Origin of the sequence: Kitasatospora sp. MAA4, from assembly GCF_029893355.1 — a bacterium.
Classification (GTDB): Bacteria; Actinomycetota; Actinomycetes; order Streptomycetales; family Streptomycetaceae; genus Kitasatospora.
In genome coordinates this window covers 183155-206380 of the sequence record NZ_JARZAI010000003.1, presented here as the reverse complement: position 1 = coordinate 206380, position 23226 = coordinate 183155, and the positions used below count along the sequence as shown (strand labels likewise).

Below are 23226 nucleotides of genomic sequence, written 5' to 3'. Positions count from 1 at the left end.
GTAGGGGCCCCTGGTCGACCCGCCGAGTGCTGACCCCGAGCAGGGGTGGCAGGTGGGTCACCACGCTGGTCAGCCGTGGTTGCCCCACCCGGCATTGACTCTAGTCAACACTTTCCATGACTGCAGTTGCCAACTGTGGTCATGGAAAGTGTTGACTAGAGTCGTTTCTGAAGCTAGAACTGTCTCTCATGAGCGATGTCTTCCCTACTCCGGCCGTCGGCGCCACAGCGACCAACGAGTTCGTACGCGCCGCCGTGCGCTGGCACTTCAGCCCCGAGACCGGATCCCCCTACTGGCTCAAGCGAGCCGACAGCCTCGGCTTCGACCCGCTCACCGAGATCCGCAGCTGGGCCGATCTGCTCCGCTTCCCGGACATCAGCGAGGAATGGCGCGACACCGCGGCGCGCGACCTGCTACCCGCCGGCTGCCGCACCGAGTCCCCCGTCCATGTCTTCGACAGCGGCGGCACCACCGGGCGGCCCAAGCGGATCGTCGAGGCCCGATCGCGCCGCGAGGGCGTGGACTGGGTCAGCGGTGTGCTGGAGCAGCACGGAATCCCCGGCGAGGGGGCCGGTGACTGGCTGCACATCGGGCCCACCGGACCGCACATCGTGGGCCGGTCGATCGGGCTGCTGGCCAGTCTCCGTCAGTCCCTCTGCCACTTCATCGACTTCGACCCGCGCTGGGTCAAGCGCTGCCTCGCCGAGGGCCGCCGACCGGAAGCCGCCCGCTACCTGGACCACATCCTCGACCAGGCCGCCGACGTGCTCTCCTCGCAGCCCGTGGCGGTCGTCTTCATCACCCCGGCCGTACTGGAGGCCGTGGCCGCCCGGCCCGCGCTGCTCGACCTGTTCACCGCCAAGGTGCGGGGAATCATCTGGGCCGGCACCAGCATCAGCCCGGAGACCAGGCACCTGCTGGAGCACGAGGTGTTCCCGGGCATCCCGCTCGTCGGCCTGTACGGGAACACCCTCGCGGGTATCGCCCCGCAGCGCCCCCGCCAGGCCGGCGACTCGCAGGACTGCGTCTTCCTGCCCTACCACCCGTACTCGCGGATCGAGGTGGTGGATCCCGCGGACCCCACCACCTTGGTCCCGCACGGGGAGCGCGGACAGCTCCGGCTGAGTCTGCTGACCCGCGACCTCTTCCTGCCGTACGCGCTGGAGCGTGACTCGGCGATCCGGATCGCACCGACCGCGGACTTCCCCTGGGACGCGCTCGCCGACGTGCAACCGCTGCAACGCGGCGCCAGCGCACCGGTCGAAGGCGTCTACTGACCCGCGCTCACCCACGCCCCACCGACGACCGCGTCCGCACCGGCAGCGGACTCACCGCCCTCCCTCGACCGGAACTGGGGATAGCCTCCGATGACCTATCCGATCACCACCTACGACACGGCGCGGCAGAGCTTCGGCGAGGCTGTCGCACGAGCCCGCGCCGCCGGCTCGGCCGTCCCCGTCAGCTGGTCCGTCCCGGTGGCCTCGGCCGACCTGCCGGGTGCCTGGTCGGCCGCTCGGCAGCTGACCGACGACGCCTTCCTCTGGCTCTCCGCCTGGGGCGGCCCGCGCATGGTGACCGCCGGGCAGGCCGCCCGGCTGGACGGCACCGGCACCACCCGCTTCAGCGAGGTGCGCCGCGCCTGGACGAAGCTCGCCGGCTCCGCCGAGACCGGCGGGGGGCAGGGCCCGGTACTGGTCGGCGGCTTCGCCTTCGGCCCGGAGGCGCCCCGGCGGCCCAGCCCGCTTCCCGAGGGCCGGATGATCGTACCGGCCGTCCAGATCATCGAACTCCCGGGCGTCGGAACGACCTTGACGGTCAATGCACTGGTGGACGCGGACACCGACGTGGAACAGCTGGTCGAGCATCGCTTCGACCTCGCCGACATGCTGCTCGCCTCCACCGCACTGCCCGCCGCCGGCGTCGGTCCGGAGGTCACCAGCCGGGTCGAGGAGCCGTCCCCCGAGGGCTTCAAGGACCTGGTCGCCCGCGCACTGGAGGCGATCCGGGCCGGGTCCTTCGACAAGGTGGTGGTCGCCAGAGAGCTCCAGCTCTACACCGCGGCGGAGTTCTCGGTACCCGATGCCGTACGCCGGATGCTGGACTCGTACCCGGACTCCACCCTGTTCGCCGTCCACAGCCGGGACGAGTCGGGCGAACGCTGCTTCCTGGGCGCGACCCCCGAGTACCTGGTGCGGGTGGCGGACGGTGACGCCCACGTCCTGGGCCTGGCCGGTTCGGCGCCGCGCGGGGCCACCCCGGAGGAGGACGAACTGCTCGCGGCGAGCCTCCTCTCCGGCGACAAGCTACGCCGCGAGCACGACCTGGTCTGCCGGATGCTGGAGAAGTCGCTCGCCGAGGTGTGCCTGGACGTCGACGCGGGCCAGGAGCCCGAGGTCCTCGCACTGGCCAACATCCAGCACCTGGCGACCCGGGTGCGCGGGCGTCTGGTCGACCCGGCGGAGAACGACGTGCTGGACCTCGTCGGCCGTCTGCACCCGACCCCCGCCCTCGGGGGCCACCCCAGTGAGCCCGCGCTGAGCTGGCTGCTGGCGAACGAGCCCTTCGACCGCGGCTGGTACGCCGCCCCGGTTGGCTGGGCCGGGGCGGACGGCACCGGCGAGTTCGCGGTGGCGATTCGCTCCGCGCTGATCAGCGGCCGCCGCGCCTCGCTCTACGCGGGCTGCGGCATCGTCGAGGGCTCCGAGCCGGAGGCGGAGTACCAGGAGACCTGCGCGAAGCTGCTCCCGATGTCCGAGGCCCTCGGGCAGGCCGGTTCGCTCCGTCCGCTCGGCGCAGCCGAAGCAGTCCGATGACGGCCCCCTCCGCCGTCCGGCCTGCAGGCGCCCCCATCGGGCCGCCCGGGGCCGGCCGCCGCGCCTGGCTCGACCCGGCCAAGCTGCTTCCGGTGGCCTGGCCGGGGTACTTCGAGCTCATCGCCGGAGTCGTCGCGGGCATCATCAGCGTCTTCTGGGTAGCCCGGCTCGGCATCGCCGAACTCGGCGCGGTCACCGTGGCCACCTCGCTGGAGAACCTGCTGCTCGGGGTGATCCTCGGCGTCGGCGTCGGCACCACCGTCACGCTCGCCCGGTCGGTCGGTGCCGAGGAGTACCACCGGCTCGGCGCCGCGCTGCGGGCCTCCCTGTGGGTCACCCTGACCGTGGCCACGGGCACCTGCGCGATCCTGTTCGTCCTGCGCGAACCGCTCGCGCGGCTGATGCTCGGGTCCGGCAGCGGCCGCACCATGCGCCTGGCCGTGGACTACCTCACGGTCTCGGTGCCGGGTGTGAGCGTCTTCTTCGGGCAGCAGGTCCTGGACGGCGTCTTCAAGGCGTCCGGGAACACCCGGACCCCGATGCGGATGGCGGTCCTGTCCAACGCGCTGCTGCTGGTGCTCGACCCGGTCCTGATCTTCGGCTGGCTCGGCGCCCCCAGGCTGGGGGTCACCGGCTCGGCCATCGCCCTGGTGGCCGCCCGCTCGGTGGCGCTCGGCGTCACCTGGCTGCTCTACCTCCGCAGCCCGCTGCGCGCCAAGGCCCGCGCGGGGGCACTCGCGGCACCCCCGGCGCCGGCGGAGGCGCCGGAGCGGCCGGCCCTTGAGATCCTCCGCGCGGGGTGGCCGGTCTCCGCCGACTTCCTCGCCCGGATGGGCGCCGCGACGCTGGTGGTCGGCATCATCGCCAGGTTCGGGCCGGACCCGCTCGCGGCGTACGGAGCGGTGACCAAGGCGATGCTCTTCCTCACCATGGCCTCCTACGCCCTGCGGCAGGCCGCGACCATCGTGGCCGCCCAGGCGACCGGGTCGAAGGACGAACAGCTGCTCAAGGACACCCGCACCTCCTCCCTGCGGCTCGGCCTGGCCTGGTCGGTGATCAGCGGCCTGCTCGTGCTGCTCGGTGCCGGCCAGGTGGCCAGACTGCTCACCCACAACGCCTCGGTCGGCACCGCCGCCGACGCCCTGATTCCCTGGATGGCGCTGTACGCCGCCCTGCTCCTCTGCAACGTGGCGCTGAGCGGGATCTTCTTCGGAGGCGGCAAGGGCCGCCTGCTGGCGTACGCCACGCTCGCCGGAGTCGTGGCGCAGTCGCTGCTGGCGCCCCTGCTCTCCTCGACCGCCCTGGGGCTGACCGGCGTCTGGGTCGCCATGGTCGCCAACGTCGGCACACAGGTAGGGGTGCTGGTCCTGCTATCCGCCCGTGGGCCGTCCGCGGCACCCGGGGAGACCACATGACCGGCTACTCCACCCTGCCCGCAGAGATCACCGACTCCCTGGAGACACCACCCCGATGAGTGCGCTGCTTCCCGCCCCCGCGCGACCGCCCATCACCACGGCGCTGCACCGGCTGGCCTGCGGACACGACCTGACCCGGTCCGAGGCGCAGTCCGCGATGTCGGCCATCCTGGACGGCTCCGCCAGCCCGGTCCAGATCGCCGGCTTCGCGATGGCCCTCTCGGTCAAGGGGGCCCGGGTCGAGGAGCTGGTCGGCCTGGTCAGCACGGCCCGTGCCTTCGGCCTGCCGCTCCCCGGCGACGGCCAGGTCCTGGACACCTGCGGCACCGGCGGGGACGGGCGCGGCACTTTCAACATCTCGACCAGCGCCGCCATCGTCGCGGCCGCGTGCGGCGTACCGGTGGCCAAGCACGGCAACCGCAGCGCCTCCTCGGCCTGCGGGAGCGCCGACGTCCTGGAGGAACTCGGGGTCCGGATCGACCTCGGCCCGGAGCAGGCGGCCAGCTGCCTCGAACGGACCGGGATCACCTTCCTGTTCGCCCCGGTCTTCCAGGAGTCTTTCCGGTACGCCGCCGGTACGCGCCGGGAGCTCGGCGTGCGGACGGTGTTCAACCTGCTCGGTCCGCTCTGCAACCCCGCCAGGGCCAGGTTCCAGGTCCTCGGCGTCTTCGACCCCGCCATGGTGCCGGTGATGGCCGAGGTCCTGCACCTGCTCGGTACCGAACGCGCGCTGGTCTTCCACGCGGAGGACGGCCTGGACGAGCTGAGCATCGGCGCGCCCACCCAGGTCGTGGAGCTGCACCAGGGCCGTCGCCGGGCGTACCGGCTGGACCCGGCGGCACTCGGGATCGCTCCCGGGCGGCCGGCGGACCTCGACGGCGGCGGGCCGGCCGAGAACGCCGACATCGTCCGCCGGCTGCTGGCGGGCGAGAAGGGGCCGCGGCGCGACATCGTGCTGCTCAACACCGCGGCCGCCCTGCGCGCGGCGGGCCGGACCGAGGACTGGCACGAGGGGATGGCGCTGGCCGCCGACGCCCTCGACACCGGACGGGCGGCCTGGCTGCTCGACCAGTGGATCGCGGTCTCCCACGAGGTCACCGAGCCGACTCCGACTCTGACATGACCATCCATCATCTCTCTGCGAGCCCTACCGCGAGGAACGTCACGTGACCACGAGCACCACGCCGGACCTGCTCGCCGAACTGGTCGACGCAGCCCGGGAGCAGACCGAGCGACGCCGCAGCACGGTTCCGATGGCCGCGCTGGAGCGGCAGATCACCTCCGCGCCGCCCACCCGCGATCTGGCCGCCGCGCTGCGGGCCCCCGGGCTCGGCGTGATCGCCGAGCTCAAGCCGCGCAGCCCGCTGGCCGGCCCGCTGACCGACCGGTACCGGCCCGCCGAACTCGCCCGCAGCTACACCGCGGGCGGCGCGGCCGCGCTCTCGGTGCTCGCCCACGAGGCCGGTTTCGGCGGTCGGCCGGAGGATCTGGCCACCGTCCGGGCCGCCACCGAACTCCCGGTGTTGCGCAAGGACTTCATCGTCGACGAGTACCAAGTGGCGGAGGCCAGAGCACTGGGCGCCGACGCGGTGCTGCTGGTCATCGCCGCGCTCGACCCCGCTCGGTACGCCGAACTCCTCCGGTACGCGGAGACCTTGGAGCTGTCGGTGCTGGTCGAGGTGCACAGCGCGGAGGAGGCCGAGGTCGCACTGGCGGCCGGAGCCCGGATCGTCGGCGTCAACCACCGGAATCTGCGGGACTTCAGTATCGACCTCGGGCTGACCGGGCGGCTGCGGCCACGGATCGGCGCCGGCCGGGTGCTGGTCGCGGAGAGCGGAGTCCGCACCCCGGCGGACGCCACCCGCCTGCGGGCCGACGGTGCGGACGCGGTGCTGGTCGGCGAGACCCTGATGCGATCCCCCGACCCCGAGGCGACCGTGCGCGCGCTGGCCGCGGCCTGAGCCACCCCTCTCCGCCGCCCACCGACGAGCGGCGCAGACCCCAATCGAGGAGACGCCATGACTGACACCGCAGTTGCCTCCGTAGACAACGAATCCGACGTCCCCACACTGGAGTTCGACGGTTCGACGCCGTACGACGACTACGTCCAGGCCTCGGTGCTGACCTCTCTTCAGCACCCGCTCTCCAACGACCCGGGCGAGATGGCCTTCCTGGTCACGACCCAGGTGATGGAACTCTGGTTCACGTTGGTGGTCCACGAGTGGGACACCGCCCGCGAGGCGCTGCTCAAGGACGACTTCGAGCGGGCCATGGAGGCGCTGCGCCGCAGCCTCAGCTCGCACCAGGCGCTGAACGACTCCTGGCGGCCGATCGCGGCGCTGACCCCGGCCCAGTTCAACGGCTTCCGTTCGGCGTTCGGCCAGGCCTCCGGCTTCCAGTCGGCGATGTACCGCAGGATCGAGTTCCTGCTCGGCGACAAGTCCCGCTCGATGATCCAGCCGCACCGGGGGCACCCCCGGGTCCACGCGGAACTCCAGGAGGCGCTCACCCAGCCCTCGCTGTACGACGAGGTGCTGCACTACCTGTCCCGCCGCGGCCTGCCCGTACCGCAGCACGTCCTGGAGCGCGACGTGACCGTGGCGTACGAGCCCGACGCCGGGGTCGAGGAGGTCTGGCGGCAGATCTACGCCGGGCCGCAGAGCAGCCCGCTGGTGGCACTGGGCGAAGCCCTCACCAACGTCGGCGAGATGGTCCTGCGCTGGCGCAGCGACCACCTGCTGGCCACCCGCCGAGCGATGGGCTCCAAGGTGGGCAGCGGCGGTTCACCCGGGGTGGCGTGGCTGGAGAAGCGCGCCGCCCGCTCCGTGTTCCCCGAGATCTGGACGGCCCGCAGCTATGTCTGAGACGACGTCCGCCACCGCGGCCGAGGAGGAGGACCGGGTTCTCGGCCTGGCCCCGGTCGACCCGCCGTTCCACCACGCCTACGGCGAGCACCCCGACCAGGTCTACGACCTCTGGCCGGCCGAGGACCCGGACGCCCCGCTGGTCATGCTGCTGCACGGTGGGTACTGGCGCGATCCGTACGACCGGCGCCATCTCTCCCCGCTGGCAGCTCACCTGGCCGAGAACGGATTCACCGCCGTGCTGCTGGAGTACCGGCGGACGGGCGGGGCCGGTGGCTTCCCCACCACCTTCGACGACATCGCGCTGGCGGTGGACACGATCCCGGCCGGCCGACCCGTCGTCCTGGTCGGCCACTGCTCCGGCGGCCACCTCGCGCTGTGGGCCGGGGCGCGCGGGCTGCTGCCCGCCGACTCGCCCTGGTACACCGCCGACCGCCTCGCCGGGGTGCTCGCCCTCGCCCCCGTCACCGACCTCGCCGGGGCGATACGCGAGGACCTCAGCCACGGGGCCGCGCTCGAACTGCTCGGCAGCGCCGACGAGGTCGAGGCCCGCCTGCCGCTCGCGGACCCGATCACGCTGCTCCGCGGCCGGGGCACCACCGGGGTGCCGACCGTGGTCCTGCACGGCATGGAGGACCCGGAGGTGCCGCTCGACCAGTTCACGGACTATGCCGCCGCCCACCCGACCGCCGAACTCGTCAGCCTGCCCGGCACCGGCCACTACACCCTCATCGAGCCGGGCTCGGAGGCCAGCAAGGCGGTCATCGAGATGCTCACCCGTCTGACCCACGCCTAAGACCGACCAACAGAAGGAGAGCCTGCGGTGACCACCGCCACCACTGCCCGCGACGCCCTGGCGGCGCACGCGACCGCACTCGACGCCGCCGACCCGCTGGCCCCCCTGCGGGAGCGCTTCCTGCTGCCCGAGGGGGTCGTCTACCTGGACGGCAACTCCCTCGGGGCGCTGCCCGCGGCGGTACCGCCCGTGCTGGCGGACGCCGTCCGGCGGCAGTGGGGCACCGACCTGATCCGGTCCTGGAACGAGAACGCCTGGTGGGAGGCCCCGCTGAGGGTCGGGGACGCCGTCGGGCGGCTGATCGGCGCCGCCCCGGGGCAGACCGTGGTCGGGGACTCCACCAGCGTCCAGTTGTTCAACGCCCTGGTCGCCGCCGCCCGGCTGCGCCCCGGCCGGCCCCTGCTGCTGACCGATCCGGACCACTTCCCCACCGACCAGTACATCGCCGACTCGGTGGCACGGCTGCTCGGCCTGGAGGTCCGCAGGGTGCCGGCCCGGGAGCTGCCGCAGTTCCTCGCCGAGCAGGGCGACCGGGTGGCGGTCGCCGGGTACACGCCGGTGGACTACCGCACCGGCGAGCTGTACGACATGGCCGGGACCACCCGCGCGGCCGGGCGAGCGGGTGCGCTGATGCTCTGGGACCTGTGCCACGCCGCCGGCGCGCTCCCCGTCCGGCTGGACGAGATCGGCGCCGACCTGGCCGTCGGCTGCGGCTACAAGTACCTGTCCGGGGGGCCCGGCGCCCCGGCCTTCCTGTACGTCGCCGCCCGCCACCAGGCGGCCTTCGACCACCCGCTCACCGGCTGGAACGGCCACGCGGAACCGTTCGGCATGAGCGGGGGCTACGCCCCGGTCGAGGGCATCGGCCGGGCCCGGATCGGCACCCCGCCGATCCTCTCGCTGCTGGCCCTGGAAGCCGCGCTCACCGCCTTCGACGGCGTCGACATGGCCGAGGTCCGGGCCAAGAGCCTGTCCCTCACGGCTTTCCTCCTCCACTGCGCCGACACCCTTCTGGACGGCCACGGCTTCACCGCCGTCACCCCGCGCGACCCGGACCGCCGCGGCAGCCAGGTGGCCCTTCGTCACACCGACGCGTACGCACTGGTCCAGGCGCTCACCGCACGCGGGGTCATCGGCGACATGCGCGCCCCGGACCTGCTGCGGTTCGGTGTCAACGCGCTGTACGTTTCGCACCGGGACGTCCTCGACGCGATGCGGCAGCTGCTCGACGTGGTGGTGACCGGGGAGTACCGGCAGGACCGGTTCCAGTTGCGCACCACCGTCACCTGAGCTGCCCGGCCGTACCCCGAAGACCACCCGCCCCGACCGCGCAGCCGGAGAACAGATGAAGCAGGCGGAGACCGCCCGGACCGGACTCTCCCACGCCCTCGCCTCGGCGGTCCGGGGCGAGGTGCGTTTCGGGTCGGCCGAGCGTGCGGTGTACAGCCAGGACGCCTCCAACTACCGGCACCTGCCACTCGGCGTGGTCAAACCCGCCGACACGGACGACGTCCGGGCGACGATGGCGCTGTGCCGGGAGTTCGGGGTGCCCGTGGTGCCGCGCGGGGCCGGGACCAGTATCGGCGGCCAGGCGATCGGTCCGGGCGCAGTGGTGCTGGACTTCCGACGGCACCTCAACCGGGTGCTCTCGGTCGACCCGGACGGCCGCTACGCCCGGGTCGAGCCCGGCACGGTGCTGGACGACCTGCAGACCGCCGCCCGCCCGTACGGGCTGCGCTTCGGCCCCGACCCGTCCACGCACAGCCGCTGCACCATCGGCGGCATGATCGGCAACGACTCCTGCGGGTCCCACTCCGTCGCCTGGGGCCGTACCGCCGACAACCTCCACTCCCTCGACCTGCTGCTCGCCGACGGCACCGAACTCACCGTCACCGGCCCGCTCTCCCCCGCCGAACGCGAGCGCCTGCGCCACCTCCCCGGCCGGGAGGGCGAGCTGCACCGCGCCCTGCAGGACCTCACCACCGGCAACCTCTCCCAGCTCCGCCAGGGCATGCCCGACCTCCCCCGCCGCACCTCCGGCTACGCACTGGACGCGCTGCTGCCGGAGCGCGGCTACGACCTGGCGCGGGCGCTCGCCGGCACCGAGGGCACCTGCGCCATCCTGCTCAGCGCCACTGTCAAGCTGGTCGAGGCCCCAGCCGCCCGTGCCCTGGTGGTCGCCGGCTACCCGGACGAGACGGCCGCCGCCGACGCCGTACCCGCCCTGCTGCCGCTGCGCCCGCTGACCGTCGAGGGCATGGCCGCCGACCTGATCGCCGCCCTGGTCAGCGCCGGCCGCCGGCCGGCCGCCCTCGACCGCCTGCCCGAGGGCGGCTGCTGGCTCTTCCTGGAGGCCGGCGGCGCCACCCCCGCCGAGGCGCTGGATGCCGCCCGCGCGCTCGCCGACGCCGTCCGCCGCACCGCCCGCGCCACCGTCTCGGTGGTCACCGACGCGTCCGAGCAGCGCCAGCTCTGGTCCATCCGGGAGGCCGGCGCGGGGATCGTCACCAGGCTTCCCGATGGCTCGGAGGCCTGGCCCGGCTGGGAGGACTCCGCCGTTCCGGTCGAGCGGCTCGGCGGCTATCTGCGCGACCTGCGGTCGCTGCTCGGGCGGCACGGGCTGCGCGGCGTCCCGTACGGGCATTTCGGTGAGGGCTGCGTGCATCTGCGCCTCGACTTCCCGCTGACGGATCCCCAGCGGCTCCCGGAGTTCCGGTCCTTCATGGAGGAGGCCGCCGACCTGGTGGTCTCGCACGGGGGTTCGCTCTCCGGGGAGCACGGCGACGGGCAGGCCCGCGCCGAGCTGCTGCCCCGGATGTACCCGCCGGAGATCATCGACCTCTTCGGCCGGTTCAAGCGGATCTGGGACCCGGCGAACCTGCTCAACCCGGGCGCCCTGGTCGACCCGCGCCCTCTCGACGCCGACCTGCGCTTCGCCGGCCGCGAGCTGCTCCCGCTCGCCCTCCCCTACGAGCACGACGACGGCAGCCTGCTCAAGGCCGTCCACCGCTGCGTCGGCGTCGCCAAGTGCGTCGACACCAGTACCGGCGTGATGTGCCCCAGCTACATGGCCACCGGCGAGGAACGCCACTCCACCCGGGGCCGCGCCCGGCTCCTCTCCGAGATGATGCGCGGCGAGGCGATCACCGACGGGTGGCGCTCCGAGGAGGTCCGCGAGGCACTCGACCTCTGTCTCGGCTGCAAGGGCTGCGCGAGCGACTGCCCGGTCCATGTCGACATGGCGACCTACAAGACCGAGTTCCTGCACCAGCACTACCGCAAGCGGCTGCGCCCGCTCTCGCACTACTCGATGGGCTGGCTCCCGCTGACCCTGCGCGCCGCCTCGCTCGCCCCCGCCGTCGCCAACCGCCTCTTTCGCTCGCCGCGGGCCGCCGCACTGCTCAAGCGGCTCGGCGGGATCGAACCCCGCCGCGAGCTGCCGACCCTGCCCGAAGAAACCTTCGAGCACTGGTTCCGCCGCTACCGCGCCGAGCGCCCCGAACGCCCGGGCGCCCGGCCCGTGCTCCTGTGGCCCGACAGCTTCACCAACCTGCTCGACCCCGAGCCGGCCCGGGCCGCCGTCGAGGTCCTGGAGCACCTCGGCTACGCCGTCCGGCTGCCGGACGGCCCGGTCTGCTGCGGCCTCACCTGGGTCTCCACCGGGCAACTCGGCACCGCCCGGCGGGTGATGCGGCGGAGCCTGCGCGCCCTGCCGCCCGACCTTCCGGTGGTCGGCCTGGAACCGAGCTGCACGGCCGCGCTGCGCGAGGAGTTCCCGAAGCTGCTCGGCGCGGAGGGCCGGCCGGTGGCCGAACGGATCCGGACCTTCGCCGAGTTCATCGACGAACACGCCTCGGACTCCGGGCCGGCCCAACTCCCCCGCACCACGGCCCAGGCCGTCACCCAGGTGCACTGCCACCAGCACGCCGTCCTCGGCACCGAGGCCGACCGCCGCGTCGAGGCGCTGATCGGGCTGGAGAACCGCGTCCTGGACTCCGGCTGCTGCGGGCTGGCCGGCAACTTCGGCTTCGAGCGCGGTCACTACGACGTCTCGGTGGCCGCCGCCGAGCGGGTCCTCATGCCCGAGGTCCGCGCCGCCGCCCCGGACACCGTCGTCCTCGCGGACGGCTTCAGCTGCCGCACCCAGATCAGCCAACTCGGCGACGCGAAGCGCGCCCTGCATCTGGCCGAGCTCATCCGCGACACGATCCACGACGCGATCAGCGACGGCACTCCCACGGAGTGCGACGACGGAGCGTAACGACGATGCGGGGTCACCCCTGACTGGGACGACCCCGAGGGCTTCGCTTTTCGCACTCTTGATCATGGGTGGGGCGGGTGGGAATCGAACCCACGACCCAGGGATTATGAGTGCTCCGCGCCGAAGCGCTGTGCTCACCTGCACAAACGCAGGTCACGGCCGAACGCAGGTCGCCGAATACTCCGCTGCTGAAGCACCCAGCTCCCCTTGCGAGGCTGCGGCCCAGCGGGACGCCGCATCCGTTGATAGCCGTCAAAGTTGAACGGAGCGTGACACCGCCTTCCTTCCGCCTGCTTCAGCGTCGCTCTCTGCTGCTCAGCCGGAAGACCAGGTACGAGATGCCGAGGATGACGTCCACTGCTGCCCAAAGTGCAATGACGAGCCCGACCCCGATGGCGGTGCCTGTGGTTCCGGCGTTCTGGCACGTCGTGAGCGCGTCGCCGGTGAGGCCAGAACAGCTCTTCGAGGTCGAGTGGCTGGCGCTGTTCGCGCGCCGCGACAGGGACCATGTCACGCGTGCGGTCCCAGTAGCTGCGGGCGGTTGGCCTCGGCGACGCTGGCCCTCAGGGGTCTCCGCAGCGGCCTGGCAGCGCGAGCACCCACAGGACGACCACTCCCTGCCAGCGGCGGCCCGTAGCGGGGCCTGCCGCTCCTCGGCGGCCGTCTCCTGCTGCTCTGGCTGGTCAGGTGGTCCTGATCCTGGCGAGAGCAACTTGGGCACCCCAGCGGGAGGCCGCCCGGCCTCGATGAGGGCTGAGAGACCGTCAAGGCGGTTTCCTGTTCTCTCAACTGCCGCACCTTGACCCCGCCGTCACAACTTCGGGAGCATCGAACGAGACACAGTCGAGCGGGACGGGAGCAGCGGTGAAGCTGACGCGACTTGCAGGTGAGTGCGAGAAGGGCACATGTCCGACGGTGTACAGCGTGGACGGTACGGGGGACCTGATCGTTCAGGGCTACGTTGTGGACGACACCGAGGCGCTGGAGACGATCCAGCTTCCGGCCGGAGAGACGGCCGTCCGCATCCCCGCCTCACTGATTCGGAGGATTGCCAGTGGCAATCTCGGGTGAAGAGTTCGAAAAGCTGTTTTCAGATTTCCAGCGGGAGGCCTTCAGGCTGGAGACCCTGGACGACTACACGGGATCATCGAACGCCGAGAATTTCCGGGCATTTCTCGCTGGCGAACCTCAGCCATCGGACTACAACCAGGAATGGGCTGACGAGGTACGCGGGAATACCGACGCCGGTAAGCGGATGTATCGGGTTCACATCGTCTCGCGTCCACTGACGCCATATCTGCTATTTGAACTCGGCTGGGGCTACGCGAAGAACGCCGCCGCTGGCGAAGAGTTCTTCATCCTCGACATCACGGACAGGCCGAACCCTCTAGAAGGGGTCCCGGACTTCTGGGTATTCGATGAGTCCACGGTAGTCACGATGCAATACGGCGAGGGAGGAACTTTCGTCAGCGCCGAGGCTCAGCTGATTCCTGCCGAGTGGTTGGAGTATCGAGACATTGCCCTTGGCGGAGCGGTCCCATTCACTGAGTGGTGGGAGCGGTACGGCACCGAGTGAACAGTACTGATCTCGGCAAGGCGCTGCGGGAGCTGCGGCAGGCGAGTGGGAAAGAGGCCAAAGCAGTTGCTCGCAGTGCTGCCATGTCTCCAAGCAAGCTGAGCAAAATCGAGAACGGGCATCTTGCGCCCAGCGTCATCGACGTGGAGCGCATCCTCACAGCTCTGGACGTGCCCGAGGTCGTCAAGGCCCAGCTGACCGAGGCGGCCCGCGTAGTGGCCACAGAGGCTACCGCGTGGAGTATCTACCGCCGGACGGGGCTGCACAAACACCAGGACGAGATCAGGGCGATAGAGGCACAGACGCGCTTGTTGCGGGTCTTTCAGCCTTCCTGCATTCCGGGACTACTTCAGTCGCCGGAGTACGTCCGCGCCGTGCAGCAGAATTCAGAGCTGACAGACGATGCCCTTGAGAAGATGATCGGCGCTCGAATGCGCCGACAGGAAGTTCTCTACGACAGGCGGCGGCAGTTTCACTTCCTGATCACTGAGTCCGTCCTCAGATGGGAACTGATCAGGCCGGCCATGATGGCGGCCCAGCTGGATAAGCTCGTCACCATGTCGAGGATGCCGAATATCGTCATCGATGTAGTGCCGCAAGCGTCACCAAAGGCACATCTACCGACATGCTCGTTCGTGATATTCGATACCCGTCTCGTCATCGCGGAGATTCCGCACGCCGAGATTACCACCAGTGAGCCGAAGGACGTAGACCAGTACGTCAAGAAGTTCCAGGCGTTCGAGAATGCGGCGGATAAAGGCGACGCTATGCGAGCCATGGTCGAGAGCATCCGGGACGAATTCTTGCGGGAACAGGAAATCGACTAGGGAGTCGCCCATTCCGGCTCTACCTTGGTATCTCGCCCACAGGAGCCAATGCGACGGGAAGCCAAGCCATGTCCGCAGGAGCAGAGCCGACCACCTACCGGCGAATCGTCACGGAGGAGAGCGGCCAGCGCCGCCCGGTCCTCGCCGTGGCCCTGGAGTACGACCCGAACATTCAGCTGGGAAGGTCCAGGGCGAGTGACTGGCCTCGCTGTCAGTGTGGGAGTGCGGTGTGCCCGGATCGGGAACTGTTGGAGGCGCAGCAGTGAGCGCGGAGTGCGCGGAGTGCGTCCGGCTGAGCAAGCAGGAACAGGCCGCAATTCTGATCGGTGACCGCAGTCGACGGAGCGACGTCCGCGTGATGCGACGAAGGCACCTCGAAGCGCAGCACTCGGAGCAGTGCGAGAGGATCCTGGCCGACTACCCTTCATTCTCATGATCACCTTCGATTCCATGATCATCTGCGAAGCTAAATAGAGGGTCCAGAGGTGGCGACTTGCGAGTTGGCGCCCACAACTATGGCAAATAGCCCGAACAAGATCCGTCATCACAACCGGTCCCCCAGAGCGCGACGACGGTGTGCGTCGCGGGCGCGCTCGTCGGCGGCGCTGGCGGCGTACCTGCCGACCATCTCGCGGGTGCGCCAACCCATCAGCCGCATAAGGTCTTGCTCCTCTCCGCCACTCGCGAGCCAGACGTGCGCCGCCGTGTGCCGGAACCTGTGCGGGTGTACGTCGGCAACCCCGGCAGCCAGGCCGCGCCGTTCGAGGATCTGCCGGAGCCCACTGTCCGTCAGCGGCCCTAGCCTCCCCAGCCAGAAAGCGTCAGCGCTCGCGTGCGGGTGCCGCCGTCGGGCACGTCGGTACAGGGCTAGGGCGTCGCCGGCCTTCGTGCCGAACGGGACTGCGCGGCCGCGCCTCCCCTTACCCAGCACGTGGACTACGTCCTGCTCAAAGTCCACATCATCCTCTGCAAGGCCCACCAGCTCGGCAGCTCGGATCCCGGTGTCGTCCAGCAGTCTGATGATCGCGGTGTCCCGCACCGCGGCGAAGTCGCGGCTCTTGCATGCGGCCAGCAGCGTCCTCAACTCGGCGTCGCTGAAAATCGGCACGGGCTGCTCAGGCACGGCCGGGGGCCGCATGCGCTCGAACGGATCGTGGGGCGCCTCGCCCTCGTCCGTCAGCCACTTGAAGAGCTGCTGTAGTGACCGGTAGTGCTTCGCCACTGTGGCCGGGGCGAGGCCGCGATCCGCGATGCTGACGAGGTAACTCTCGATGTGCTCACGTGCGATCGCGTCGGCGTGGAGCGGCATCCCGGTACTGGTGAGGTAGGCGGCGAACGTCTCCCCGATCGTCACGTACGACGCGATCGTGCTGGGGGCCTTGTTCCGGGCACGCAGGTGCCGCCGGAAGTCGGGGAGGAGGATGCGGATGTCGCCGGGGTCGAGGTCAGCCGGGGCGGCAGGAGCGAGGATGTTGACCATGGTGCGCCCGCCAGGGAGAGTTTTCTGCCCTCCAGGCTACTCCGCTGGTGGAGCGCTGTGCGGCGCGTTGCTTTGTGACCGAGCCGTGACACCTGGTAAATTCCACCTGATCAGGGCCTTCGAAGTGGGGCGGGTGGGACTCGAACCCACGACCCAGGGATTATGAGTCCCCTGCTCTAACCGGCTGAGCTACCGCCCCGACTCACCGCGTTGGCACCGGCCACCACCGTGGCCGTCCATCGCAGCACAGCGGCCCCGCAAGGCCGCCTCGGGCAGCATATCCGGTCGATCAGCCGTGGTGCGCGCCGGGGCCGCACCACGAGTGCGTTCCCCGGGCCTGCCCGCGGGTGTCGTCCTCCTTCCGTCCTCCGTCCGCCCTCCGTCCGTCCGACTGGCGGGATCCCGGTGGCAGGGCGCCGGTGTCCGGGTGAAGCTGTGCGGAGCAACGGGCGCTGGAGGGAGTCGGATGACGGTGCGTCGCAGAGCGCTGGGCGGCGCCGCCGCGCTGGCGATCGGCTTGGCGGCCCAGGCCTGCGGCTCCTCCCCCGCTCAGCCGAGCAGGGCGCTGTTCCTGACGCCGACGCCCAGCAGCACCGCCCCCAGCGCCGCCGGCACGGCAACCGCCGCCTCGAAGTGGTCCCGCGAGCGCTTCCTGCGGGCCTTCGACAAGCACAAGGGCACCACCCGGACAGCCCCCCCGACGATCCTGAACGGCCTGGTCGGCGCGGTCTTCACGAGCAGCGCGTCCGGCGACCACTTCTGCACCGCCAGCGTGGTCGACAGCGCCGGGCAGAACCTGATCGTGACCGCCGCCCACTGCGTCTACGACCCCGGCGTGGGCCAGCGCAACGACCTGGTCTTCGTGCCCGGCTACCGCGGCGGCGAGACGCCCAGCGGGGTCTGGCCGCTGGCCGCGATCACCGTCGACCAGAGCTGGGCCGATCACGGCAACCCCGATCTGGACGTCGCGTTCGCCGTGGTCCAGCCGCAGGGCGGCAAGCAGGTGCAGCAGGTGCTGGGCGCGAACCGGCTCGGCATCGGCAAGGGGTACCAGCTCGACGTACGGCTGACCGGCTACCCGAGCAGCAGCGACGTGCCGATCAGCTGCATGAACCAGACCAGCCAGCAGAGTCCCACCCAGCTGCGGATCAACTGCCCCGACTACACCGGCGGCACCAGCGGCAGCCCCTGGGTGACCGGCTTCGACCCGACCACCCGAACCGGCACCGTGGTCGGCGTGATCGGCGGCTACCAGCAGGGCGGGAACACCCCGGACGTCTCGTACAGCAGCTACTTCGGCAGCGGGGTCCAGGCCCTCTACGACCGGGCGACCAACTGAGACCGACCGGCCCATCATCCGTATCATCGATCTGGCGCCGGACGGCCCGCACCTGGTAGATCATTGCTGCGACGCACCCGGCGTCGAACGATGACCGAGAGGTGGCGGCGAATGGCCCGGCGGGGGTACGGGTACGTCAGGCGCGCTGCGGCGCTGGCCACCGCGCTGGCGGCGGCGCTGCCGCTCGCGGCGTGCAGCTCGGAGACGGACGGCGCCGAGCGACCCGCGCTGAGCGCGAGCACGGCCCCGCAGAACGCGGGCGCCAGCCGGATCGGCGTGCTCACCCTGCCCGCCCAGAACGGCACCCGGGTCTGCACCGCCAGCGTCGTCGACAGCCCCGGCCGCAATCTGCTGGCCACCGCGGCGCACTGTGTCTTCAGTCACTCCGCAGGCCAGCTGGACGGCCTGACCTTCGTGCCCGGCTACCACGACGGCTACGCCCCGCACGGCGGCTGGACGGTCGACCGGATCACCGTCGACCCGCACTGGCAGGACAGCGAGGACCCGGACTACGACGTGGCCTTCCTGAGCGTCGCCCCACTGGACGGCCAGCAGATCGAGGACGTCCTGGGCGGCAACAAGCTGGGGCTCAACCTCGGCTTCGACCTGCCGGTGACCGTCACCGGCTACCCGTTCAGCCGCGAGCAGCCGATCACCTGCACCACCCGGACCGTCGCCCGCAGCTCCACCCAGGAGCGCTTCGACTGCGGCGACTTCTCGGACGGCACCAGCGGCAGCCCCTGGCTGACCGACATCGACCCGCAGAGCGGCCTTGGCACCCTGGTCGGGGTGATCGGCGGCTACCAGGCGGGCGGCGACAGCCCGGACATCTCGTACAGCGTCAGCTTCGACGACCGGGTGTCCGCCCTCTACCACCAGGCGATCGGCTGACCGCCCGTCCGGAGCGTGAAACGCCGAACGCCCCCCAGCGAACCGGGGGGCGTTCTGTGTGCTCCCGCAATTGGACTCGAACCAATAACCTGCCGATTAACAGTCGGCTGCTCTGCCAATTGAGCTATGCGGGACCGCTCATCCATCGTGGGCCCCGGTCGGTTGGGACCGGGCACCACGTTGGGCTCCCGCAATTGGACTCGAACCAATAACCTGCCGATTAACAGTCGGCTGCTCTGCCAATTGAGCTATGCGGGATTGAGCTGGCGGCCTCGGTCGTTCCCGGTCTCCCGGACGTTCCCGGTCTCCCGGGCCTCGGCGTTCGCTGCGGGACATACATTAGCGCACTCAGGGGGGTGGTCCGCCAATCGCTTTCCGAACAGCGCACCTCGGACCCTCCGCCGGGGCCCCACGCCTGCTTCGCTCGGCGCGCCCGGCGGGCGGCTCGGTCGCCCGCCGGGGATGCTGTGGAGGGACACGCCGACCGGTTGGGCGGTTCGCCGGCGGCCGGGACGGGTAGGGCACCGCGGCAAGCGCCGCGCGAGAGGGTGGAGGCCGAACATGTGGAAGCTGACGTTCGTCGTGGGGGTCGCGGCGGGCTACGTCCTGGGGGCCAGGGCCGGCCGGCAGCGCTACGAGCAGATCGCCACGACAGCACGCCGGATCTCGGAGCACCCGAGGGTCCAGGACGCCACCGAGCGGGCCAAGCGCTCGGCCGGAGCGGCGGCCGGCAAGGCGGCGGGCGCGGTGACCGACCGGGTCGGCGACCGCCTGCCGAACGCCCTCACCGACCGGGTCTCCTGCTTCAACCGCCGACAGGACGAGGACGACAGCTGGGGCACTGTTCGTCCCTAACCGCAGTACGCGGTACCGAGTGGGCAACACTTGCCGCGAGCGGCAACAGGAGGGCCTCCGGCTGAGGCATGATCTCCATCATGGCCATCGTTGCGGGCATCGACAGCTCGACCCTTCGCACCCGGATCGTCGCGTGCGACGCGGACACCGGCGCCGTCCTCCGCTCCGGCAAGGCCCCCCATCCGGCGTCCGAGGCCTCCGAGGCCAGGTCCACCGAGGCCGACCCGCAGTCGTGGCTGCACTCGCTGGGCGACGCGGCCGCCGGCGGCCTGCTGGAGGGCGTCCGGGCGATCGGGGTATCCGCTCAGCAGCACAGCATGATCGGGCTGGACGCGGGCGGCGTCCTGGTGCGTCCGGCCCTGCTCTGGACCGACCCGCGATCCTCCGGCGCGGCCGCCGCGCTGGTGAGCGCGCTCGGCGGCCCGGCCGCCTGGACGGAGGCGATCGGGGCCGTCCCGGCCGCCACGTACACCATCGCCAAGCTGCGCTGGCTGGCCGAGTTCGAGCCGGCCCACGCGCGCCGGATCGCCGAGGTGCTGCTGCCGCACGACTGGCTGGTCTGGCAGCTGCTGGGCCACCCGCAGCGGCGCACCACGGACCGCGGCGACGCCTCCGGAACCGGCTACTGGTCCCCGATCACCGGCGAGTACCGGCAGGACCTGGTCAAGCTGGCACTCGGCCACGAGCTGATGCGGCTGCCCGAGGTGCTCGGCCCCAACGAGCCCGCCGGGCACACCCCCGAGGGCCTGCTGATCTCGGCCGGCACCGGCGACAACATGGCCGCCGCGCTGGGCCTGGGCCTGGGCCCCGGCGACGCCGTCGTCTCGCTCGGCTCCTCCGGCACCATCTTCGCGCTGCACGACCAGCCGGTGGTGGACCCGAGCGGCACGGTCTCCTCGTTCGCCGACGCGACCGGCTACCACCTGCCGATGGTCGGCACGCTCAACGCGGCCGGCGTGCTGCGCGCCACCGCGCACCTGCTGGGACGCGACCTGGAGGGCCTGAGCGAGCTGGCGCTGCGCTCCACCCCGGGCGCGTACGGCGTGGTGCTGCTGCCGTACCTGGACGGCGAGCGGACCCCGAAACTGCCGCACGCGGCAGGCAGCCTGACGGGCCTTCGGGCCGAGTCGATGACGCCCGAGCACCTCGCGCGGGCCGCCGTCGAGGGCATGCTGTGCAACATCGCGGACGCGCTGGACACGCTGCGCGCCAAGGGCGTGGCGGTCCGCCGGGTGATCCTGCTGGGCGCGGTCGGCCGGCTGCCCGCGGTCCGCGAGATCGCGCCGCTGGTGTTCAACGCGACCGTGGTGATACCGCCCCCGGGCGACTACGCGGCGCGCGGCGCGGCCCGGCAGGCCGCCTGGGCGCTGGCCGGCACCGCCGAGCCGCCGCAGTGGGAGCTGCCGGACGTCACCGTCATCGAGCCGGACCCGGACCAGCCCTTCGGCAACGCCGTCCGCCAGCAGTACGGCGTGGTCCGCGACCAGGTCCACCCGGAGATCGCCGAGCGCGACTAGCTTGGACGGGTCACCTAGCGAGAGGGCGATCCCGAGATGGCACTGCATCGCGGCAAGGGCGGGGACCACCGACTGACCGTCAACGCGTTTCTGGGGGAGGCCGATCCACTGGGAGCGATGCGGCTGGCCCCGCCCAAGCACCGGCTGCCGGCCGGGCCGATCCCACCGCAGACCGCCTATCAGCTGATCCACGACGAGCTGATGCTGGACGGCAACGCCATGCTCAACCTGGCCACCTTCGTCACCACTTCGATGGAGGTCCAGGCGAAGGTGCTGATGGCGGAGTGCCTCGACAAGAACATGATCGACAAGGACGAGTACCCGCAGACCGCCGAGCTGGAGCGGCGCTGCGTGGCGATCCTCGCCGACCTGTGGAACGCGCCGGAGCCGGACGAGGCGATCGGCTGCTCCACCACCGGCTCCAGCGAGGCCTGCATGCTGGCCGGACTGGCCCTCAAGCGCCGCTGGATGCGCGCCAACCAGGCACGCTACGACGCCGGAGCCCGGCCGAACCTGGTGATGGGCGTCAACGTCCAGGTCTGCTGGGAGAAGTTCTGCACCTTCTGGGAGGTGGAGGCCAGGACCGCGCCGATGGAGGGCGAGCGGTTCCACCTCGGCGCCGAGCAGGCGGTCGCCCTCTGCGACGAGAACACCATCGGCGTGGTGGGCATCATGGGCTCCACCTTCGACGGCTCCTACGAGCCGGTCCAGGAGATCTGCGCCGCCCTGGACGCCTTCCAGCACAGCACCGGCCTGGACATCCCGGTGCACGTGGACGGCGCCTCCGGCGGCATGGTCGCGCCGTTCCTGGACCCCGAGCTGGTCTGGGACTTCCGGCTGCCGCGGGTCGCCTCGATCAACACCTCCGGGCACAAGTACGGCCTGGTCTACCCCGGCGTCGGCTGGGCGCTCTGGCGGAACAAGCAGGCGCTGCCCGAGGAGCTGGTCTTCAAGGTCAACTACCTGGGCGGCGACATGCCGACCTTCGCGCTGAACTTCTCCCGCCCCGGCTCGGAGGTGGTCGCCCAGTACTTCACGTTCCTGCGGCTGGGCCACGAGGGCTTCCGCGCGGTGCAGCAGTCCTGTCGGGAGACGGCGCAGCACCTGGCGGCCGGCATCGAGAAGCTCGGCTGCTTCCGGCTGCTCACCCGCGGCGACCAACTGCCGGTCTTCGCCTTCACGGTGGCCGACCACGTCACCGCCTTCGACGTCTACGACGTGTCGCGGCGGCTGCGCGAACGCGGCTGGCAGGTGCCCGCCTACAGCTTCCCCGAGAACCGGACCGACCTGTCGGTGCTGCGCGTGGTCTGCCGCAACGGCTTCACCAAGGACCTGGCCGACCTGCTGCTCACCGACCTGACCCGGGTCCTGCCCGAGCTCCTGCAGCAGCCCGGCCCACTGCAGGAGCACGGCGTGGCCCCCCGCACGGCCTTCCACCACTGAAGCCTCAGTCCAGGTAGCCGCGCAGCTGCTCGGCGAAGGCGTGGCCGCGCAGCTTGCCCAGGGTCTTGGACTCGATCTGGCGGATCCGCTCGCGGGTCACCCCGAACAGCGCGCCGATCTCCTCCAGGGTGCGCGGGCGGCCGTCGGTGAGGCCGTAGCGCAGTTCGACCACCTTGCGCTCGCGCTCGCCGAGGGTGGAGAGGACGGCCTCCAGGTGCTCACGCAGCAGCAGGAAGGCCGCGCTCTCCACCGGCGAGGCCGCGTCGGCGTCCTCGATCAGGTCGCCGAGGGCGACGTCGTCCTCCTCGCCGATCGGGGTGTGCAGCGAGACCGGCTCCTGGGCCAGCCGCAGGATCTCCCGCACCCGGATCTCGGTGAGCTCCAGGGCCTGGCCGACCTCGGCAGCGGTGGGCTCGGTGCCGGTGTCCTGGAGCATCCGGCGCTGCACCCGCAGCACCCGGTTGATCAGCTCGACCACGTGGACCGGCACCCGGATGGTGCGGGCCTGGTCGGCCAGCGCCCGGCTCATCGCCTGGCGGATCCACCAGGTCGCGTAGGTGGAGAACTTGTAGCCGCGGGCGTAGTCGAACTTCTCGACCGCCCTGATCAGCCCGAGATTGCCCTCCTGGACCAGGTCGAGCATGGTCAGCCCGCGGCCGACGTAGCGCTTGGCCACCGAGACCACCAGGCGCAGATTGGCCTCGATCAGGCGGCGCTTGGCGATCCGGCCGAGCACCACCAGATGGTCCAGGTCGTCGGCCAGCGGGCCCTCGGGCAGGCCGTGGGTGTGTAAGTGCTCCTCGGCGAACAGGCCGGCCTCCACCTGGCGGGCCAGCTCGACCTCCTCGGCCGCGGTGAGCAGCCGGATCCGGCCGATCTCGCGCAGGTACTGGCGGAACAGGTCGGCAGCCGGGCCCGGCGGTTCGCTCAGCAGCGGGCCCGCGGCGTCCTCCTCCGGGTCGACGGCCTCGGCCTCGTACTCGACCGTGCCGCCGAAGCCGGGCTCGGGCTCGGACTCGGCTCTGAGGCCGGGATCGGACTCGTCGTCCGGTATCTCGACCGCTTCGCCCTCGGCTTCGGCGTCCTGGGCGGCGGCGATCTCCAAGGGACCCACCCCTCCGCGGGCCGCGCGGCCCGACCTGTACGGAC

At 71.3% G+C, this 23226-nt stretch carries 20 protein-coding genes and 3 tRNA genes; 17 read left to right on the top strand and 6 right to left on the bottom strand.

Annotated features, from left to right (window positions below):
- The first annotated feature begins 188 nt into the window (after positions 1–188).
- From P3T37_RS05545 to P3T37_RS05505, 9 genes are all read left to right on the top strand, one after another.
- Positions 189–1277, top strand: a complete 1089-nt coding sequence (locus P3T37_RS05545) for a phenazine biosynthesis protein (RefSeq protein ID WP_280722270.1) — start codon at positions 189–191, stop codon at positions 1275–1277.
- A 90-nt stretch (positions 1278–1367) separates the two neighbouring features.
- Positions 1368–2813 carry an isochorismate synthase gene (locus P3T37_RS05540; RefSeq protein WP_280722269.1) on the top strand — a complete coding sequence of 482 codons (1446 nt, stop codon included), beginning with the start codon at positions 1368–1370 and terminating at the stop codon, positions 2811–2813.
- Positions 2810–4228: an MATE family efflux transporter gene (locus P3T37_RS05535; protein ID WP_280722268.1), complete on the top strand. Its 1419-nt coding sequence runs from the start codon at positions 2810–2812 to the stop codon at positions 4226–4228. Before P3T37_RS05540 ends, P3T37_RS05535 begins: the two co-directional genes overlap by 4 nt.
- Positions 4229–4283: 55 nt before the next feature.
- Entirely contained in the window at positions 4284–5351 is a 1068-nt protein-coding gene (gene trpD, locus P3T37_RS05530; RefSeq protein ID WP_280722267.1) for an anthranilate phosphoribosyltransferase, read from the top strand.
- 43 nt (positions 5352–5394) lie between these two features.
- The gene (gene trpC, locus P3T37_RS05525; RefSeq protein WP_280722266.1) at positions 5395–6189 is read left to right on the top strand and encodes an indole-3-glycerol phosphate synthase TrpC; all 795 of its coding nucleotides are present in this window, start codon (positions 5395–5397) and stop codon (positions 6187–6189) included.
- A 57-nt stretch (positions 6190–6246) separates the two neighbouring features.
- Positions 6247–7092 carry a tryptophan 2,3-dioxygenase family protein gene (locus tag P3T37_RS05520; RefSeq protein WP_280722265.1) on the top strand — a complete coding sequence of 282 codons (846 nt, stop codon included), beginning with the start codon at positions 6247–6249 and terminating at the stop codon, positions 7090–7092.
- Complete coding sequence (locus tag P3T37_RS05515) at positions 7085–7888, top strand: alpha/beta hydrolase (RefSeq protein WP_280722264.1); 804 nt, start codon at positions 7085–7087, stop codon at positions 7886–7888. Before P3T37_RS05520 ends, P3T37_RS05515 begins: the two co-directional genes overlap by 8 nt.
- 27 nt (positions 7889–7915) lie before the next feature.
- A complete protein-coding gene (gene kynU / locus P3T37_RS05510) occupies positions 7916–9178 on the top strand; it encodes a kynureninase (protein WP_280722263.1) in 1263 nt (420 codons plus the stop codon).
- A 55-nt stretch (positions 9179–9233) separates the two neighbouring features.
- Positions 9234–12149 (top strand): FAD-binding and (Fe-S)-binding domain-containing protein, encoded by a 2916-nt coding sequence (locus tag P3T37_RS05505; RefSeq protein WP_280722262.1) that lies wholly within the window; start codon positions 9234–9236, stop codon positions 12147–12149.
- A 295-nt stretch (positions 12150–12444) separates the two neighbouring features.
- Here P3T37_RS05505 and P3T37_RS05500 read toward each other — a convergent pair whose 3' ends face one another.
- Positions 12445–12663, bottom strand: coding sequence for a hypothetical protein (locus P3T37_RS05500; RefSeq protein ID WP_280722261.1), 219 nt, complete (start codon positions 12661–12663; stop codon positions 12445–12447).
- Between the two features lie 350 nt (positions 12664–13013).
- Here P3T37_RS05500 and P3T37_RS05495 point away from each other — a divergent pair, with 350 nt between their 5' ends.
- From P3T37_RS05495 to P3T37_RS05485, 3 genes are read left to right on the top strand one after another with little or no spacing between them, the layout of a single operon-like run.
- Positions 13014–13220: a hypothetical protein gene (locus P3T37_RS05495; protein WP_280722260.1), complete on the top strand. Its 207-nt coding sequence runs from the start codon at positions 13014–13016 to the stop codon at positions 13218–13220.
- On the top strand, positions 13204–13725 hold the full coding sequence (locus P3T37_RS05490) for a DUF6879 family protein (protein ID WP_280722259.1): 522 nt from the start codon (positions 13204–13206) through the stop codon (positions 13723–13725). Before P3T37_RS05495 ends, P3T37_RS05490 begins: the two co-directional genes overlap by 17 nt.
- Positions 13722–14552, top strand: coding sequence for a helix-turn-helix transcriptional regulator (locus tag P3T37_RS05485; protein WP_280722258.1), 831 nt, complete (start codon positions 13722–13724; stop codon positions 14550–14552). The genes P3T37_RS05490 and P3T37_RS05485 overlap by 4 nt, the downstream gene beginning before the upstream one ends.
- 544 nt (positions 14553–15096) lie before the next feature.
- On the opposite strand, the gene P3T37_RS05480 is transcribed toward P3T37_RS05485, so the two are convergent.
- Together P3T37_RS05480 and P3T37_RS05475 are read right to left on the bottom strand one after the other, a co-directional pair.
- Complete coding sequence (locus tag P3T37_RS05480; RefSeq protein WP_280722257.1) at positions 15097–16032, bottom strand: tyrosine-type recombinase/integrase; 936 nt, start codon at positions 16030–16032, stop codon at positions 15097–15099.
- Between the two features lie 125 nt (positions 16033–16157).
- Positions 16158–16231: transfer RNA gene (locus P3T37_RS05475), tRNA-Ile, on the bottom strand.
- Positions 16232–16498: 267 nt separating this feature from the next.
- Between P3T37_RS05475 and P3T37_RS05470 the strand changes: the two genes are divergently transcribed.
- Together P3T37_RS05470 and P3T37_RS05465 are read left to right on the top strand one after the other, a co-directional pair.
- Positions 16499–17371 (top strand): hypothetical protein, encoded by an 873-nt coding sequence (locus tag P3T37_RS05470; protein ID WP_280722256.1) that lies wholly within the window; start codon positions 16499–16501, stop codon positions 17369–17371.
- A 111-nt stretch (positions 17372–17482) separates the two neighbouring features.
- Complete coding sequence (locus P3T37_RS05465; protein ID WP_280722255.1) at positions 17483–18262, top strand: hypothetical protein; 780 nt, start codon at positions 17483–17485, stop codon at positions 18260–18262.
- A 61-nt stretch (positions 18263–18323) separates the two neighbouring features.
- Here the strand turns inward: P3T37_RS05465 and P3T37_RS05460 are convergent.
- Together P3T37_RS05460 and P3T37_RS05455 are read right to left on the bottom strand one after the other, a co-directional pair.
- Positions 18324–18396 (bottom strand) — tRNA-Asn (locus P3T37_RS05460).
- 51 nt (positions 18397–18447) lie between these two features.
- Positions 18448–18520: transfer RNA gene (locus P3T37_RS05455), tRNA-Asn, on the bottom strand.
- A 303-nt stretch (positions 18521–18823) separates the two neighbouring features.
- Between P3T37_RS05455 and P3T37_RS05450 the strand changes: the two genes are divergently transcribed.
- From P3T37_RS05450 to P3T37_RS05440, 3 genes are all read left to right on the top strand, one after another.
- A complete protein-coding gene (locus tag P3T37_RS05450; RefSeq protein ID WP_280722254.1) occupies positions 18824–19117 on the top strand; it encodes a hypothetical protein in 294 nt (97 codons plus the stop codon).
- An 80-nt stretch (positions 19118–19197) separates the two neighbouring features.
- Positions 19198–20634: an FGGY family carbohydrate kinase gene (locus tag P3T37_RS05445; protein WP_280722253.1), complete on the top strand. Its 1437-nt coding sequence runs from the start codon at positions 19198–19200 to the stop codon at positions 20632–20634.
- A gap of 36 nt (positions 20635–20670) precedes the next feature.
- Positions 20671–22077, top strand: coding sequence for a glutamate decarboxylase (locus P3T37_RS05440; RefSeq protein WP_280722252.1), 1407 nt, complete (start codon positions 20671–20673; stop codon positions 22075–22077).
- 4 nt (positions 22078–22081) lie between these two features.
- On the opposite strand, the gene P3T37_RS05435 is transcribed toward P3T37_RS05440, so the two are convergent.
- On the bottom strand, positions 22082–23176 hold the full coding sequence (locus P3T37_RS05435) for an RNA polymerase sigma factor (protein ID WP_280722476.1): 1095 nt from the start codon (positions 23174–23176) through the stop codon (positions 22082–22084).
- Between the last annotated feature and the right edge of the window lie 50 nt (positions 23177–23226).